Annotated in this window: 12 protein-coding genes and 1 riboswitch; of the genes, 5 read left to right on the forward strand and 7 right to left on the reverse strand. The window is 46.7% G+C overall.

Going from position 1 to position 16976, the window contains the following annotated elements; translation table 11 throughout:
* Positions 1-227: 227 nt before the first annotated feature.
* Together thrS and IEX62_RS07730 are read left to right on the forward strand one after the other, a co-directional pair.
* Entirely contained in the window at positions 228-2288 is a 2061-nt protein-coding gene (gene thrS, locus IEX62_RS07725) for a threonine--tRNA ligase (protein WP_188774849.1), read from the forward strand.
* A 249-nt stretch (positions 2289-2537) separates the two neighbouring features.
* Positions 2538-2855 (forward strand): DUF3219 family protein, encoded by a 318-nt coding sequence (locus tag IEX62_RS07730; RefSeq protein WP_188774850.1) that lies wholly within the window; start codon positions 2538-2540, stop codon positions 2853-2855.
* 443 nt (positions 2856-3298) lie between these two features.
* On the opposite strand, the gene IEX62_RS07735 is transcribed toward IEX62_RS07730, so the two are convergent.
* On the reverse strand, positions 3299-4399 hold the full coding sequence (locus IEX62_RS07735) for a hypothetical protein (RefSeq protein ID WP_188774851.1): 1101 nt from the start codon (positions 4397-4399) through the stop codon (positions 3299-3301).
* Positions 4400-4553: 154 nt separating this feature from the next.
* Positions 4554-4865: a hypothetical protein gene (locus IEX62_RS07740; protein WP_188774852.1), complete on the reverse strand. Its 312-nt coding sequence runs from the start codon at positions 4863-4865 to the stop codon at positions 4554-4556.
* A gap of 107 nt (positions 4866-4972) precedes the next feature.
* Here IEX62_RS07740 and IEX62_RS07745 point away from each other — a divergent pair, with 107 nt between their 5' ends.
* From IEX62_RS07745 to IEX62_RS07755, 3 genes are all read left to right on the forward strand, one after another.
* Positions 4973-6100 carry a family 10 glycosylhydrolase gene (locus IEX62_RS07745; RefSeq protein ID WP_188774853.1) on the forward strand — a complete coding sequence of 376 codons (1128 nt, stop codon included), beginning with the start codon at positions 4973-4975 and terminating at the stop codon, positions 6098-6100.
* Positions 6101-6315: 215 nt separating this feature from the next.
* Positions 6316-7236 (forward strand): DUF4097 family beta strand repeat-containing protein, encoded by a 921-nt coding sequence (locus tag IEX62_RS07750; RefSeq protein ID WP_188774854.1) that lies wholly within the window; start codon positions 6316-6318, stop codon positions 7234-7236.
* A 235-nt stretch (positions 7237-7471) separates the two neighbouring features.
* Positions 7472-9385, forward strand: coding sequence for a sensor histidine kinase (locus tag IEX62_RS07755; RefSeq protein WP_188774855.1), 1914 nt, complete (start codon positions 7472-7474; stop codon positions 9383-9385).
* A gap of 187 nt (positions 9386-9572) precedes the next feature.
* Here IEX62_RS07755 and IEX62_RS07760 read toward each other — a convergent pair whose 3' ends face one another.
* The 5 genes from IEX62_RS07760 to kdpF all read right to left on the reverse strand — a co-directional run bounded on the left by IEX62_RS07760 (position 9573) and on the right by kdpF (position 16396).
* A complete protein-coding gene (locus IEX62_RS07760; protein WP_188774856.1) occupies positions 9573-11912 on the reverse strand; it encodes a histidine kinase in 2340 nt (779 codons plus the stop codon).
* Positions 11909-12496 carry a potassium-transporting ATPase subunit KdpC gene (gene kdpC / locus IEX62_RS07765; protein WP_188774857.1) on the reverse strand — a complete coding sequence of 196 codons (588 nt, stop codon included), beginning with the start codon at positions 12494-12496 and terminating at the stop codon, positions 11909-11911. Before kdpC ends, IEX62_RS07760 begins: the two co-directional genes overlap by 4 nt.
* A 34-nt stretch (positions 12497-12530) precedes the next feature.
* Positions 12531-14558, reverse strand: a complete 2028-nt coding sequence (gene kdpB, locus IEX62_RS07770; RefSeq protein ID WP_188774858.1) for a potassium-transporting ATPase subunit KdpB — start codon at positions 14556-14558, stop codon at positions 12531-12533.
* Between the two features lie 65 nt (positions 14559-14623).
* Entirely contained in the window at positions 14624-16291 is a 1668-nt protein-coding gene (gene kdpA, locus IEX62_RS07775; RefSeq protein ID WP_188775063.1) for a potassium-transporting ATPase subunit KdpA, read from the reverse strand.
* Between the two features lie 24 nt (positions 16292-16315).
* A complete protein-coding gene (kdpF, locus tag IEX62_RS24095; protein WP_371834022.1) occupies positions 16316-16396 on the reverse strand; it encodes a K(+)-transporting ATPase subunit F in 81 nt (26 codons plus the stop codon).
* 317 nt (positions 16397-16713) lie between these two features.
* A riboswitch (cyclic di-AMP (ydaO/yuaA leader) is annotated at positions 16714-16901 on the reverse strand.
* Positions 16902-16976 lie beyond the last annotated feature (75 nt).

Below are 16976 nucleotides of genomic sequence, written 5' to 3' on the forward strand. Positions count from 1 at the left end.
CCACTCGATGTTGCGATTCCGTCCACATGATTAGGAATTACCGACTCATCCTCGTTACCGGATGCCAATGAGGGCCTACGCTCCCGGTGTGAACACTGCTATGCAGATTTCGCTGGAACGTCAGGCTGAACTAGGGTGGAACCACGAGCCAAGCGCACTCGTCCCTGCTGGGACCTGTGTGCTTTTTTGCGCTTTCTATTCACTTTACATCATTGGAGGTTTTATCTATGTCAAATCTGCATCCATCTGCTAATGCTCCATTCAAGCCACAGTCTCCTTCTGCTGCACCTCATGCTCATGCTTCTGCTTCAAGTGTTAATCACTCCAACGAAGATATTCATTCCGCTGCTGCATCTGATGAAATTCAAGTACAGCTACCTAACGGCTCTATACGTCTCTATCCTGCGGGTGAATCCATTGCCTCGATTGCACGATCGATTAGTCCTGCACTGGGGAAAAGTGCTGTTGCCGGTCTATTAAATGGACAGCTTGTTGACATCAGCACTCCCATCCTTTCGGATGCTCGGCTCGAAATTATTACTCCTGCTCATGAAGCAAGCTCTGCCATCTATCGTAGAAGTGCGGCTCATCTGCTCGGTCAGGCGGTGCAACGTCTATATGGCGTCGATGGGGTAAAGTTTGGCGGCGCGGCTGTAACAGAGCAAGGCTTTTATTATGATGTGGAGTTGAAGCATTCCCTGTCTGAAGCGGATTTACCAGCGATTGAGCAAATGATGAAGCAGATTGCATCGGAACAGCAACCGCTGCAAAGACGCGTCATCGAGCATACTGAAGCGCAAGAGCTATTTCATCCGGCGCAGCAGCCGTATCAAGCCGAGCAACTGGAGAATGAGATCGCTCAAGGAATAGAGTCTGTTGTCATTTACCAGCAAGGCGATTATGTAGCTCTGGAACATGGGCCACTCTTATCCTCTCCCCAGCGTCTGCAAGCCTTTCGCTTAATGAGTGTGGCGGGTGCATACTGGCGTGGAGATTCATCCGGTCAAGTCCTGCAACGCATTCAAGGCGTGGCTTTTACAGATCACGCTGAGCTGGACGAGCATTTGCAATGGTTACAGGAAGCACGCCGACGAGATCATCGCCGACTTGGACGCGAGCTCAAATTGTTTATGTTTTCAGATGAAGCACCGGGAATGCCCTTTTACTTACCGAAAGGCATGCTACTTCGTACAGAGCTGGAGCAGTTTTCTCGTAAACAGCAGCTCCAGCGGGGCTATGAGGAGGTGCGGACTCCATTTATGATGAACCAGCAACTATGGGAACAATCCGGGCATTGGGATCATTATAAAGACAATATGTATTTTTCCGAGGTAGATCACGAGCATTTTGCCTTGAAGCCGATGAACTGTCCGGGGCATATGCTGATTTATAAAAATGAACTGCGTTCGTATCGTGAGCTACCTATGCGGATGATGGAGTTCGGACAGGTGCACCGACATGAATTTTCCGGGGCGCTGAATGGCTTGATGCGAGTACGGACATTTTGCCAGGATGATGCGCATATTTATGCCCGACCACAGCAGATCGAGGCCGAGATTGCACGCGCAATGGAGCTGATCGACGATATGTATAAGGTGTTCGGATTTGAATATGAGATTGAGCTGTCGACAAGACCGGAGGATTATATGGGCTCGGAAGAGCTATGGGATCAGGCAGAGCAGGCACTGCAAAATGTGCTGGAATCGCGAGGTGTAAACTACCGGATCAATGCAGGTGATGGTGCCTTTTATGGCCCGAAGATTGATTTCCATATCCTTGATGCGCTTCGCCGAAGCTGGCAGTGCGGTACAATTCAACTGGATTTTCAAATGCCTGAGAAGTTTGATCTATGGTATGTGGGCGAGGATAGTGTGAAATATCGTCCTGTTGTCATTCACCGTGCAATCTATGGCTCGATCGATCGTTTTCTTGGCATCTTGACTGAGCATTATGCGGGTGCCTTTCCACTCTGGCTTGCACCTGTACAGGTCAAAGTACTGCCTGTATCCGGTCATTATGAGGATTACGCATTGAAGGTCAAATCGATGTTAGCTCAGGCAGGCTTACGTGCTGAAGTGGATGGCTCCAGTAATAAGCTTGGCTATAAAATGCGTGAAGCTCAGCAACAAAAAGTGCCTTATATCCTGGTCGTTGGCGAACAAGAGCAGCAATCTGGCTCGGTTAATGTACGTCAGCATAGCGCCAGCGAGCAGCAGCAGCTGTCTATTTCAGAGCTGATTCATAGGCTGCAAGCAGCCGTGCAGGAGGGTCAGCTTATCGATGCGTGAGCCTACTAAGCTGGTCAAAGGAATAGACGGCTGTATGTAATGACTGGCATACATTCTGCTAGTTCTAAATGGTTCGTTTCTCAACACTCTAAGCACCCGGGCATGATTAATATTCCTTATACACGGTTAACGGTGAATGGAAGCAATCAATCCACGGTACAATCAATGTACTGCTCATTTTAGCTGAAATATACTACTCATTTTCAGCCACTATCTATATTTCTACGCTTAGAAAGGAGCGAATAGTATATGTCCGATCATAACAAGCTAACGACCGTTCTCATTAATGATGTTGCTTTAGCTGCTTCAAGCTATGAGCTTACAAAACAATCATCGGCTGATGGTAAGGAACGCCAGCTGCTGTCGATTGACTTTGTCATTACAGGTGGACAGCAATACCATGACGTTACGTCAACATTGTATCAGCCTGTCGTTGAAGTGAGCGTACCCGAGTATGAGGTGCATTTTCAGGCGAGTGTGCATAGTTACTTTACATCAATCCCTCGCCTGGAAAAGGAAACCGATACGGTGGATGTGCATTTGGAGTTAATTGAAGCAGGCTCTTAAAGAGTACGATCATTTCCGAAGTACCTAGAGCAAATAGTAGATACTATACTATTGGATGCTGTAATATAACTTATTATATATAGAAGAAACTCATTTCATTTCTTCTTGTTAAAGGCGGCTAAGCAACAGTCAGGCATTCGTAAAATAGAGCCGATAAACAGCACATCCCCCTTTCAAATCGCTCTTATATACTAGCGTACCTGGTAGTTTAAAAGACAGCTCCAAAAGATAAAACGGACACCTCCTGCGGATTGATTTTACAATCATCCCTACCAGAAGTGTCCGTTTTATTTTGTACTTTGTAATAGCATTGCATTCCATACAGGAATCTCAATCATCGTCCTAGCCGCATCTAACGTCCTTTAGAACGAGCATTATCTATATCAACCACACTATTATTGATCATCGTACGATCAAAGCTTCACACCAATCATCCGTTAGATTTACTGATTATTCCCATTGTAAATGGAAGTGCTGAGCCAATCGCGATGTACGTAGCTTGGCATATTGTCGATCGTGCCGTACCAGCGTCCATTGCGATTTTCAGTGTACTCTTTATATTGTGACCACGGATAGCCCTGTTCTTCATAGAAGCGTGATACCTGTACATTTTCATAACGCTGATTCATCGTACTACCGACGATATCATAGCCAGTGAATGCCTTTTTTGCAATGGAGGTAACGCGCTTCACCGATGTGGAATCGGAGTCACTATCTGTCCATTTTGTAGGCGCGATCAATACCTGTGTATTGTCGACAACAAAGTAGGCATTATAGTACGTATCGCTGCTCACCGTTTTCGCCAGATAGAACTTTACATTTTTCACCTGATTCGTATCATACTTTTGCACACTGGAATCGCCATAATAGAAGCCGTTGGAGCGAATGTATGGCAACCAGCGATGTGTACCCGTTTGATAGGAATAGCCTGCTTCGATCGCTTTACCGCTTTCTGCATCAAAGCCATAATATACCCACGGCTGCTCGCCTTGTCCGAGACCACTTACTGTAGGCAGTGTAATATCAGAAGTAATACTGTCGAAGCCTTCAAAGCCCAGTTGTCTGCGCTCAAATGCCCCCGTATTCCCGCCATTCACCTGCTCTACCGGAATCGGATTATTCGGATCGAATTGAGTCACACTGGTTGTATTATCCGGTGCATTGTCATTGTCACGCTTCGCAGCGCCCAGATAACCGCGCTTGGAGCTATACACTTCACCAGTTACGGTCATATACGTATAGTCAGCTTGTTGGAGCTGATCTGCCGACATTTCATCCGCTGCGGCATTACTCACAGGCTCGCTTCCTGTCAGATCGCGCAGAACAGCCGATTTTTGCTGATCAAAAAACTGCTTATTCACTTCCGGCTGCTGTGTGTCGGTTGCACTTGTCGTGGCTGCTAGTGTGCTTGATGTTGTGTTTGATGTAGCTGCTGGGCTGGAGGCTGTGGTCGAGGCAGCAGGGCTAGCCGCATGTACAGCTATCGCTGGAGTTAGAGCCGTCAATAGCAGGCTCATCGATAAAAGCGTTTTGAATGTCTTCATGATGTCTTCCTTTCTGTCTTAAAATAATCTGAAATTCAATTGATTCAGTGACCCAAAGTCATTCCCGACGTTCACTGTTTCTATATGTATGCAGCGAGCCAGCTTGCATGGAATGGCAAATAAGGGTAATGACGATTACAGGTCTTTCTATACATTAACATGAACAGCCAGCAATTTGAAATTTTGCCTGTTGTCTGTCTCTAGTTGTTGTTCTTTTGTAAGCCATATAATGGTTTTCGATAACTTTTAAGGCTAAAACTAAATTTTTTTCAAATTCGTCAACTTTTTTCGAGAAATTGTGCAACCTTTTTTGATTAGCCAACGTAATATATAGTATACCTAATAAAAACACGTAAAATAGTTTGAAATTAAGGCTGTCGTCTGCCAAATGGCTGGATTTGCGGTATTTGTTATGTTTTGCTGTCAACGCCGCTGTTTGTCGTGCTTGTACGTCGCTATCGTTCATTCATTATTCATACTATAATGGTAAAGTTGCAAAAAAACGAACGACGCTTTTGCATAGCTACACCTGGATTCAAACTTCATATGTACAACGAAAGGATCGAGATTATTATGAAAAAAATCGCTTACTCGCTCTCCGCTGCCCTGCTGGCAGTATCCCTGCTTCCATGGCAATCCGCTAACGCTGCCACTACCGAAGCACCTGTTGCCGTAACACCAATCGCTAATGAAATTACCGTGCAAACGGAAGCTAATTTCAAAAATGCTGATGATGTTAACTCCTTCATTATAAATGCGGCACGCAATCATGTATCGGTCATCAATATGAGTGTGAAGCAAGACAGTGATGTGAACGGAAATTCTGGCTATGCTTTTTATGATAGCAAAATCGTAAAAGAAGCTCCTGGCTATGACGGCTTTGATGCACTGTCGACAGTCATTGAGCAGGCTCATCAATACGGTATCAAGGTTCGCGCATGGATTCCACAATTCCAGGACAAAGCAGCTATGGATCGTAACTCGACATGGCAAATGCGCAGTATCGACGATAGTGGTCGAATCAGTACGTACACCGGTCAAAATGGTAGCCAATACTATGTAAATCCATTTGAACAGGATGTACAAAACTACGAGCGCTCGATCGTTAAAGAAGTCGTAACAAACTATAATATTGATGGTGTTGTACTGAGCGGTATGGACTTTGATACGAATCGTGTGGATATGAATACCAACACAATCACAAGCTTCCGTGCTACAAACAACTTTGATCCAAAAAAATTGGATTTTACGAAGAGCGACAATGCCAACAAAGTGGCACAATGGAACAGCTGGAAAGCTGATCAACTCGCTGCTTACATTAAAGAAACAAGCAATGATATTCGTGCAATCAAGCCTGCATTGCCAATCGGCGTACAGACAGATGTAACGAATACAGAGGGTACGAGTCCAAATGTAGCAGCATTCAGCGCTTCGGTGGATTTCATTATGCCAGTGGTTGCATCTGATCTGACTGCTGAAGCAGTCTATGGCAAAGACGGTATCGTAGCTACAACGGAAGCACAGGCAAATGGCAAAACAGTTATCCCTGTATTGAATCCAGACCTTAGCACCAGCCATGTGGTTGATCTGTATAACGGTCTGCGTACGGAACAGCCTGAAATTACTACGGTAAACTATACAACAATCGGTCAATACACCAATGCTTTGCTTGGTAATGTTGGCTTGAACGCAGGCTACTAATATCATCGTAGTTCAGTAATAGATGTCTAATTACGCAATATTCATATCATTGAACCTCTACCTCTATTTTATTAGAGTGTAGAGGTTTTTTATTACATTCGGAATATAGCCTACCTCTCCCTTCTCGCTTAAATACGCACGTGCCATTGGCATTCCATCAACGTGAATGTTACGATACATACACATCATTTATACCGATACGGAGGTGGAGCAGCTTGAAAAAATGGATCTGGATCGGGCTAATGGGAGCAGGATTGCTGGGGTTAGCTGCTTTTGCAAAAGACACGCTACAGCTAGGCGATCCACCTCGAAATCAAGCCTACGCGCAGGATTGGAAGCTCGCTGCGGGGACGATGAAGCAGCTGGATATTCAATCGGATTATGAGATTGCAGTTGATTTTGCACCGAGTACCGATGGTCAGGATCATGTGACGATTAAGGGTGCCGTTATCCCTGATGTGAGTAAGCAGCTTCAACAAACCGAGCTACAAGGGAGCGTATTGCAGCTGCATCTTGGTACACAGCAGCGTAGCTGGCAGCTGGTCAAGCCACGTGTTCAGCATCATGTGCAGTACATTACGGTACAGCTAGCCAGACCGGATAGTCTACAGCTTGCAAGCTTTCGCTTAAAATCGGCGCAGACCAATTTGAATCATGTGCAGGCAGGGCAGATTCGTGTACAGGCTGGCTCTGGACGCATCAAAGCACAGCAGCTTTTGGGTGATACTGAATTAACCACTTCGGATGGCGATATATCGATTCAAGACTGGAATGGCTCCAAGCTTACTGTACAAAGCGGGTCAGGGCAATTACAGATTGGCAAAGCGATCGGCAATATTCATACCGCTACAGGCTCCGGTGAGCTAGAGATCGATCAGCTGGTGGGAGATGCAGGTATTGAATCTCATTCAGGTAATGTGAAGCTTGCACTGGCAGGCTCTCATAATATTAATGTAAAGGTGCGTTCTGCTGATGTAGAGATTGCTACTAATGCCTCTTTTGCAGGCAGCTATAAGGCGCGTTCAGTAACCGGGCAGACACAGATACCACATCCCACAGTAACAGGATCATCGCATATTGATGCGTATTCGGAATCCGGAAATATTGCGATTAAGCGTGGCAATCGTAGTAGCTAATTGTTAACAATAGGTCACAATAGTTTGTTTATGCTAAAAATATAGTTAGGATGGCTGGATTTTTTTGGTTTTTTAGTATACAACAGAATTAGGATATATTTAATCACTTATCTAAATGGCTTATCTAAATGATTTAACTAAAAAACTTAACGATATGATTAATTGATCCTTTGTCGGGCACGTCCCATCAATCGACCATGCTTCTGTGTTGGGAAGCTGTCGTCTGGAGTGAACAATGACCAATCCACATATGAATCGGAATGCCAGCTGGCATCCATCGAGTCTCGCTAGACTCTACGTCTATGAAAGCCATCCTATCTATATTCAGCGTATGCTCGCTTATGTTCTATCCTGGTTACAGCATAGTGAAGCTAGTCAATTAATCCTGATCGACCATCTCCCTGCACTCTGTTTACTGGAGCAAGAGCTGGAATGCCTTGACCTCTCGCCTGAGCTACTTCAGCGCATTCAATATATACCTGTATTTTCACCCGCACTGCATGATAAGCATGCTCAAACGTCAGTAGTTCCTGCTTTATCGCTTCAAGCTCCAACTGCGTTTACGAATGTAACAGTTCCTCCTTTTTCTACACCTCCTACTGTTCAATCATGGATTCAACCACCAGCAACCGACATCACAGAGGATAACTGCCTTCGTTTCATCACTCCCCCTTTACCGAATGAAGCTATGCCTTGCATTCAGCTGGCACTTGCACAGGGGAAAACTGTTCATATATGGCAGCAGCTCAGTAACGAGGTAATGATGAGCTGGCTATCCTCATTATCTGATGCCTCGCTATCACCGACGATCAATCCCACTATAGAAACTCAACAGCAAGAAATCTCCTTCAAGAAACCTTCGTTATCATCAGATTCACTTACTAATGCTTCCTTTTCATCTATACCAGCAACTGAACAAGCAGTAGCGCCTGGTAACTCTCTATCAACAGATAATATAGTGAACGATCCAACTTTTATTTCTACTTCTGCTTCTACTGCTGCTGTTAGTTCTAATCCGCCATCGACTGCTGAGAACCCTCACAACAAATACGATGAGCAAAAGACCTGTTCGCAATTGGATTCATCATCTATTCACTATGTATATACTTGTGACGGTAATCAGTTATCTGCTGCTACCCTGCTACGTATTATGAAGTATCTCTCTGTGCTCCATGATGACGAAACGGTTGATTTTATCGCTCATTCATCGTCTGACACTGGAATGGTTGCCGATCCCATCCCTGCTCATCTTAACGCTGAGTTGCCAGCTGCACAATCCGATTTGGTGGCTTCGATGTCATCCATGTTATCCCAGGCACCTATATTGTCATCACCATCAACGCCAGCAGTCCCTACAGTAGATACCTCTACGCCCAGACTATATCAAGAATTAGATTTTCTATCGATTATGAGCCATGAGCTACGGACACCGATGAATGGCATTCTTGGGATGTCTCAGCTATTGCTGGAGCTTGATGGTATGGATGAGCAGCAGCTCGCTTATGTACGCATTATCGATAAGAGCACACGTACATTGTTGCTTATGCTTAATGATATTTTAGATTATGCCAAAATGGATGCAGGCAAGATGGAAATGGTATATGAGCCACTTCATATTGCGGCTATGATGGGCGAGGTACTGGATATGATGCTGGTCAAAGCAAGTGAAAAGGGCTTGCATGTATCGTTATCCATTCATCCGCAGGTGCCTGAGATGATTCAAGGTGATAGCAAGCGATTGCGTCAGGTGTTGTTGAATCTGCTCAGTAATGCGATCAAATTCACCCTACAGGGTCATATACACATTGCTGTAACGCCTAGCTCCGCTACGCCAGAGGGCGGCTTACTGCAATTTAGCGTGACTGATAGCGGGATTGGAATTCCACAGGAGCAGCTAGAGTATTTATTTCAACCATTTCATCAGCTGCATAATCCGATTACCCGGCATGAGGACGGCACCGGGCTGGGGCTGGCAATCAGTAAATGTCTGGTAGAGCTAATGGGTGGCACGATCTGGATCGAGCCTCAGCAGAATGGTGGAACGCGTTTTTGCTTTACTATTCACTGGATTTCGCTGGACGATCATCATGCTTTAGAGGATATCAATACAGGAGCTATCTCAGGTGTGGCTTCTGCATTGCATCCATGAATGCAGAGCATTTAGTTGGGAATGTACAGCCATGTTTGGTTGGTTTGGTTGTTGTAGTTGGATTGGTGTAGTTAGGTTAGTTTGATTGGTTTGATTAGTTCTCATAAGGTTTCATGAGGATTCATTGCTAATACCACCTCTTATTAACAAAAAGAAAAAGCCGTAGCTACAGGGCAGCACAATTGCCTTACTCCCTGTCAGCTACGACCAGTACGTCCATATTCCGCGCTCCACGCAGTACCTTTTTCAAAATCGATTCTCGTCCCCAGCGTTTCCAGCGTGGTGTACTTGATTGTCCGATCACCATCTGTGTTGCTCCATGACGTGTGGCTTGCTCATTAATATGGTTTGCAAGCTCCTTCATACTCATCCGACCTGCACGATATTCAATGTAAAATTCTCCACCTAATCGTTGTGTCAGCTTCAAAAGGCGCTCTGCCTTCATGCGTTCGTCCTCCGTCATTGTGCCTTCGTTGCCACCATGAATATAAGTCACGACTAACCTGGCTTTGAGACGATAGGCTGTACGGAAGCCGCGCCGAATCAGGCGTTCTGCTTCATGATCCAGCTTAACGACGACAAAAATGACTTCTTCTCTGCGCCACGGGCCGCGCAGCGATGTATTACGCTCCCACGATTCAAGCCGTTCGTCCACATCGTCCGCAACCTCCCGCAGAGCAAGCTCTCGTAGTGCAATCAGATTGCCCAGCTTGAAGAAGTGATTCAGAGACTGCTCGATTTTGGCAGCTGCATAGATCTTGCCCTCACTCAGGCGCTGTCGTAACGTTTGCGGTGTCACATCGATCAATTCCACTTCATCCGCCAGATGCAAAATAGAATCGGGCACTGTTTCACGTACGCGAATGCCTGTAATCTGCTCCACTGCATCATTCAAGCTTTCTAAGTGCTGAATGTTTACGGTGGAAATCACAGAGATACCTGCGTCCAGTAGCTCACGAATATCCTCATAGCGCTTGGTATTACGACTACTCGGAACATTCGTATGTGCCAGTTCATCCACCAGCACCACCTCTGGGTTACGTGCGATAATCGCATCTACGTCCATTTCCTCCAGCTGTCGATCACTGTACAAAATACGCTTGCGTGGGATAAGTGGTAGCTCCTGCACCTGCTCCGCCGTTTCCTTGCGCCCATGGGTTTCAAGCAAGCCGATCACCACATCAATCCCCTGGCGCAGCAGCTCTCTGCCCTCGCGCAGCATCGTATACGTCTTGCCCACACCGGGTGCTGCACCTACATATACTTTAAATGTGCCACGCTTAATACTTTCGATCTGACGCTTGATCTCATCGGATGGCAGACGACGATACGTTTCTGGCTTTTTCACTGCCGATGTACGCGCAGGTAGAATCCGCTCGCCCTCCTGCTCCGCACGATCTGCCATCAGAAAAATATCGATATGGCGCGTATGCAGGAGCAGTCCATTTACAATCGAGCTATTGATAAGCTCCTGCCAGCGTTTTTGACGGGAATGTCCCAGCACGATTCGCGTAACCTGATGCTCACGTGCATAATTGACCATTTGCCTGGACAAGGAAAAGCGTGAGCGAATTAGAATCTCTTCAAATACACCGCCGATCTGCTCGGTCAGCTCACGAAATGCACGCTTAAAGGTACGTTCCTCCGTCGTCAGCTTGACTCCGCGATTACGAAAAGAAGCGACCAGCAGATCGCCACTCAGACGGCGGGCAATCTGCTGACCACGACGAATGTAGATCGAGCCATTCCAGTGATATTGCACCAGCACCATAATACGCTCTGCGGTACCACTCGGCCCGGTTAATCCCTGCTCTGCCCGATGCTTCTCCAGCAGATCGCCGACACCTTCGGCAACGGTTCGTAGCGCTAGCTCACGCAGCACCGCCAGATTGCCACGCTCAAAATAAGCACGATCTGTGCTACCATTCAAATGCCCTGCCAGATCACGCTGCAAAATAACCTCTGGCGTCACATCGATCAGACGAACCTCGTCTGCCTGTACCAATACATCCTCAGGTACAGTGCACTCGACTTCACGTCCGAGGTAATGACGAGCAAGCTGTGCTGCTCCCTCCAGCTCATACACATTGACTGTAACCATAATGCTAATGCCTTTACGCAGTAAATACTGGATATCTTCCCAGCGTGTTGCATGCTCTGCTTCAGGACGATTACGATGAGCGAGATGGTCAACGAGCAATACCTCTGGATTACGACGCAAAATCTCTTCCACATTCAAATCCTTTTGCTCACATTCCTGACCCTCGGCATCCTGCTTCATCCAGTGAATACTTGGGATACGCTCCAGGTCGCCAAGCTGCTGCACCGTCTCCGGCCGCTGCAAGGTGGAGACAGCACATAATGCTACGTCCAGTCCCTCCTGCTTGAGCAGCTGACCATCACGTAGCATATGATAAGTTTTACCGGAGCCGCTAACGGCTCCGATATAGATTTTTAGTTTGCCCTGTTTGAGGCGGGTAATCATGTCGAGCAACTCTTCAGGCGACTTGCGTCTGAACGTACTCATGAGCTAGAGCCCGCTTTTAATTGTTCCAAACCGATGTTCAGCTTTAGCACATTGACGGCTGAATCCCCCAGCATCCCGAGCTGTGGTGGATTCGTATTCTGAGTGATCAAGGCTTGCAGCTTGTCCTGCGAAACTCCAGTCAGCTTACTGATGCGTGGCACCTGCGCCATCGCAGCAGACGGGCTAATATCAGGATCAAGACCGGAGCCCGAGTTCGTAATCAGATCCATAGGCAGCGAGGATACAGGCACATCCGGGTTTTGCTTTTTCCATTCTTCGATAGATGCCTTCATGCGTTCCATCAGCGCTGGATTAGATGGCGCCAGATTCGAGGAACCGGAGCCGTTGGCGTTGTAATCGACACTGGATACACGTCCCTGGAAAAATTGTGGGTCTTTGAACTGCTGTCCGATCAATTCGGAGCCAATCACTTGATTTTTACTGTTGTAGATCAAGCTACCTGACGCTTGATGGGGCATCACAAGCTGCGCGATGCCTGTAATTACAAGCTGATATATAACGCAGCATATAATAAACAATATTGCACTCGTTCTAAGGGTCGTCCATACCATTTTAATAGCCATATTCTGTCTTCTCCCGTTCCTTAATATAAATAGATTAGATCATCACCTGAATAAGCATATCGATCAGCTTGATTCCGATAAACGGAACGATCACACCGCCCAGACCATAAATGAACAGGTTACGACGAAGCAAACGAGTGGAGCTCATCGGGCGATAAGCGACACCCTTCATCGCCAGTGGAATCAGAATCGGAATAATAATGGCGTTAAAGATCAGTGCAGACATGATTGCTGATGTTGGTGAATGCAGATTCATTACGTTCAATACCTGCATTTGTGGGATAGCAACCATAAACATTGCTGGAATGATCGCAAAATATTTGGCGATATCGTTCGCAATACTGAATGTGGTCAGACTACCACGCGTCATGAGCAGCTGCTTACCGATCGCGACCACCTCGATAATTTTGGAAGGGTCAGAATCGAGGTCAATCATATTAGCTGCTTCCTTCGCTGCTACGGTACCACTATTCATAGCAATCCCTACATCTGCCTGCGCCAGTGCAGGCGCATCATTCGTACCATCTCCGGTCATCGCCACGAGCTTACCCTGCGCCTGCTCACGGCGAATAACAGCGATTTTATCCTCAGGTGTACTTTCAGCAATGTAGTCATCCACTCCTGCTTCACGAGCAATCGTTGCTGCGGTAAGCGGATTGTCACCGGTACACATAATCGTCTTAATCCCCATGCTGCGCATCTGCTCAAAGCGTTCGCGCATACCGGCTTTTACCGTATCTTTTAAATAAATCAGACCGTAGATCACATCATCGACCGCTACAGCTAGCGGCGTACCACCTGCTGTAGCGATGCGATCACTGCTTGCTTGTAGTGAAGCTGGTACATGTCCACCTTGCTCGATGACCCAGTTTTTTACAGCGTCGACAGCGCCTTTACGTACTTTGCGTCCGTCCTTCAGGTTCAGACCGCTCATGCGTGTCTCTGCACGGAACTCAACGACCTCAGCTCCATACGGAAGCTCCTGATCAATCATCCAGCCTTGCTTTTTCATTAGCTCCAGTACAGAGCGTCCTTCGGGTGTCTCATCCTGCGCCGAGCTCACAGCTGCCCAGTGACCCACCTCTTCGGCAGTATGACCGTCTGTTGGAACGAACTCACTTGCCATCCGGTTACCGTATGTGATGGTACCTGTCTTATCCAGAATGATCGTATTGATATCACCGGATGCTTCAACCGCTTTACCCGACATTGCCAGTACATTAAAGCGAGTTACCCGATCCATCCCTGCGATACCAATCGCTGACAGCAGACCACCGATTGTCGTTGGAATCAGGCAGACCAGCAAGGAGATCAATACCGGAATCGGAATGTGAATACCGAGATATTGCGCCATAAATGGCAGGGTAACAACAACGATCAAGAAAATAATCGTTAAGCTAATTAATACGGTATTGAGTGCAATTTCATTTGGCGTTTTTTGACGTTCTGCGCCTTCGACCAGACTGATCATACGATCCATAAACGATTCGCCTGGATCACTTGTAATACGTACAGTGATCTCATCACTAATGACCATCGTGCCGCCCGTTACGGAGCTAAAGTCACCGCCTGCCTCCTTAATAACTGGAGCAGACTCACCTGTGATCGCTGACTCATCGACGGATGCCAGACCTTTGACCACTTCACCATCACCAGGGATCATTTCTCCCTGATGAACGACTACCAGATCGCCTTTACGCAGGGAGGTCGAAGGTACTTCAACGATTCGTTCGCCTTCCAGCTTGCGCGCAGTAATTTCCTTCTTCGTCTTTTTCAGTGAATCTGCCTGCGCTTTACCGCGACCTTCTGCAAGCGCTTCGGCAAAGTTAGCGAATAGGATCGTTAACAGTAAAATGATCGATACGGCAATATTAAAGCCTGCCGATATGGAATCGCCAAATGCGCCCGGTACAAATATAAGCAACACGCTAATGAGCAGTCCAACCTCGACCACAAACATGACCGGATTTTTCATCATTAAAAGCGGGTTTAGTTTTACAAAGGATTGCTGTAATGCTTTCGTTATCAGATCCCGGTTCATCACGGAAGCTTGATTTTTCATTGCTGATTCCTCCACCTGATTATCCTCATATAATATTGCTTCATCATCTGTATGAATGCTTCACTCTACTTCAAAGTAAGCTGCTCGGCGATTGGGCCAAGTACCAGCGCTGGGAAGAAGGTCAATGCACCAACGACCACAACGACTACAATAAATACACTACCAAACAGTGCCTGGTCGGTACGCAGCGTACCACTGCTCTCCGGTACAGGTGTCTTCGCCAGCATCGAGCCAGCAACGGCAAGCAAGGTTACCATCGAGAAGAAACGAGCAAGCATCATCACAATACCAGTCGATAGATTCCAAAATACAGTATTATCGCCCAATCCCTCGAACCCTGATCCGTTGTTAGCCGCAGAGGATGTAAATTCATACAGAGCTTGCGTCAGACCATGGTAGCCTGGATTGGATATTGTATTTGGAAACACCATCAGTGCGATGGTCGTTGGTGCAAGGATCAGCAGCGGCTGAATAAGCAGTGTGACGGCAATCAGCTTCATCTCTTTCCCCTCTACCTTACGACCGAGGAATTCAGGAGTACGACCAACCATCAAGCCAGAAAGGAACACAGAGATGATCGCATACATCAGTACGTTCATCATACCAACACCCGAACCGCCGAATACGGTATTCAGCATCATATTGCTCAAGGCGATCATACCGCCAATTGGTGTTAACGTATCATGCATCGTATTGACTGCACCTGTCTCTGACGCGGTAGTTACCACCGAGTACAATGAAGATTCCTCAATACCGAATCGAACTTCTTTCCCTTCCATAGAACCTGCACTTTGCTGTAATCCAAGTTGATTAATAAGCGGGTTCCCTTGATGCTCTGCATATAATGAAGAGCTGAGCATGATCAGGAACATAATCGCCATCGATACAAATAAGATTCGTCCTTGCTTCGGATTACCGACAATGCGTCCATACGTAAATGGAAGCGAGATCGGTACGAGTAGCATCAGAAGCATTTGCAGCAGATTACTGATCGCATCTGGATTCTCAAAAGGATGGGCAGAGTTGGCACCGAAGAAGCCACCACCATTGTTCCCCATTTCCTTAATTGCAAGGAAGCTCCCAATTGGGCCCATGCCGATCTGTTGCTGTGTTCCCTCCAGCGTAGTCGCTGTGACGGATGTGTGCAGCGTCTGCGGTACACCCTGACTAATAAAGATCAATGCAGCGACAACACATAGCGGTAACAAAATACGTGTAATGGCACGTACCAGATCGACGAAAAAGTTGCCCATCGGCTTCCCTGCTAGACCACGCATAAATGCGATCGAAGCCGCAATCCCTGTCGCTGGCGAGATAAACATCATGAAAATAATCGCGGACATTTGCGAGAACAGGGACAAGCCACTTTCACCGCTATAATGCTGTAGATTCGTATTCGTTAAAAAGCTGATCGCTGTATTAAAAGCAAGATCCGGGCTCATCGCCGCAATGCCTGCTGGATTCAGTGGTAGCTTATCCTGCAAACGGAAAATCACATAGACGATCAATACGATAACCGTATTGCTAACAAGTAATGCGACCAGATATTGCTTCCATGTCTGATTGTTTTGCCGGATACCACCCAGCTTATAAATGATTTTTTCCAGTGGACCAAAGAAGCGATCCAGCTTCCCCGGTGTATAATCAAATGCACGGGAAATGTAAGCTCCCATTGGACGCGCTAATAACAGCGCAATTAGTAAGGTTAATGCAACTCCGATATATGCGAACATACTCACTCACTCTCTCCTGCCTGTTTAAAATTTTTCCGGATAGATCAGGGCGTAACACAAGTACACCAGCAAGCCTGCAATAATGAGCCATAATAGCCAGATCATTGTTCTTCTCCTCGCTCCCCGATCACTCTGGATGACCAGATCCCCAGTCCACCAAGCCCGAATGCCATGAGTAAAATGAGCACAATCATTAAAATGTCCAACATGGTTTCTTTCCCCTTCAGCATCAACATGCGTGAGATTAAATTTGATTTTCATTGCGATTTGACTTCATATCAAACGATTTTGAGTCGAAAAACACGAAATTAGGCGCAAAAAAAGAAGCCTCGGTAAAAATCGAACTTTTCACCGGGCTTCTTCCGTGCGTAACCGGACTGACACCTAACGATGTGCAGACCAGGATGACGTAAGCCGGATATAAGTTCTTCCTGAATCGCTGACGAGGTTAGCTGTCGGGTTCGGGCTGGAAGATTGCCCGTTCCGGCATTGCCGGAATTCACCCCGTGTCAGTTGCCCTGCTGGAAGCATGATCTGACGAATGGTTCCCCCGCTCTCCTGTAGCTGTCTCGCAAGTACGAGTCGACAGAAGATTAAGCGTATATCATGTAAAAGAGCTACGATCGATGATCATAATGATCGTATTAAGGTTCAAATTGTCCATAATCCTCTACGCTGCCTGAAT

The organism is Paenibacillus hunanensis (assembly GCF_014645615.1).
GTDB classification, from domain to species: domain Bacteria; phylum Bacillota; class Bacilli; order Paenibacillales; family Paenibacillaceae; genus Saccharibacillus; species Saccharibacillus hunanensis.

Excerpts from the sequence above, each read along its gene's own strand:
- IEX62_RS07730 (WP_188774850.1), top strand. The coding sequence starts at position 2,538 with ATGTCCGATCATAACAAGCTAACGACCGTTCTCATTAATGATGTTGCT.
- IEX62_RS07745 (WP_188774853.1), top strand. The coding sequence starts at position 4,973 with ATGAAAAAAATCGCTTACTCGCTCTCCGCTGCCCTGCTGGCAGTATCC.
- IEX62_RS07760 (WP_188774856.1), bottom strand. The coding sequence starts at position 11,912 with ATGAGTACGTTCAGACGCAAGTCGCCTGAAGAGTTGCTCGACATGATT.
- IEX62_RS07740 (WP_188774852.1), bottom strand. The coding sequence starts at position 4,865 with ATGAACGATAGCGACGTACAAGCACGACAAACAGCGGCGTTGACAGCA.
- thrS (WP_188774849.1), top strand. The coding sequence starts at position 228 with ATGTCAAATCTGCATCCATCTGCTAATGCTCCATTCAAGCCACAGTCT.
- IEX62_RS07735 (WP_188774851.1), bottom strand. The coding sequence starts at position 4,399 with ATGAAGACATTCAAAACGCTTTTATCGATGAGCCTGCTATTGACGGCT.
- kdpB (WP_188774858.1), bottom strand. The coding sequence starts at position 14,558 with ATGAAAAATCAAGCTTCCGTGATGAACCGGGATCTGATAACGAAAGCA.
- kdpA (WP_188775063.1), bottom strand. The coding sequence starts at position 16,291 with ATGTTCGCATATATCGGAGTTGCATTAACCTTACTAATTGCGCTGTTA.
- kdpF (WP_371834022.1), bottom strand. The coding sequence starts at position 16,396 with ATGATCTGGCTATTATGGCTCATTATTGCAGGCTTGCTGGTGTACTTG.
- IEX62_RS07755 (WP_188774855.1), top strand. The coding sequence starts at position 7,472 with ATGACCAATCCACATATGAATCGGAATGCCAGCTGGCATCCATCGAGT.
- kdpC (WP_188774857.1), bottom strand. The coding sequence starts at position 12,496 with ATGGCTATTAAAATGGTATGGACGACCCTTAGAACGAGTGCAATATTG.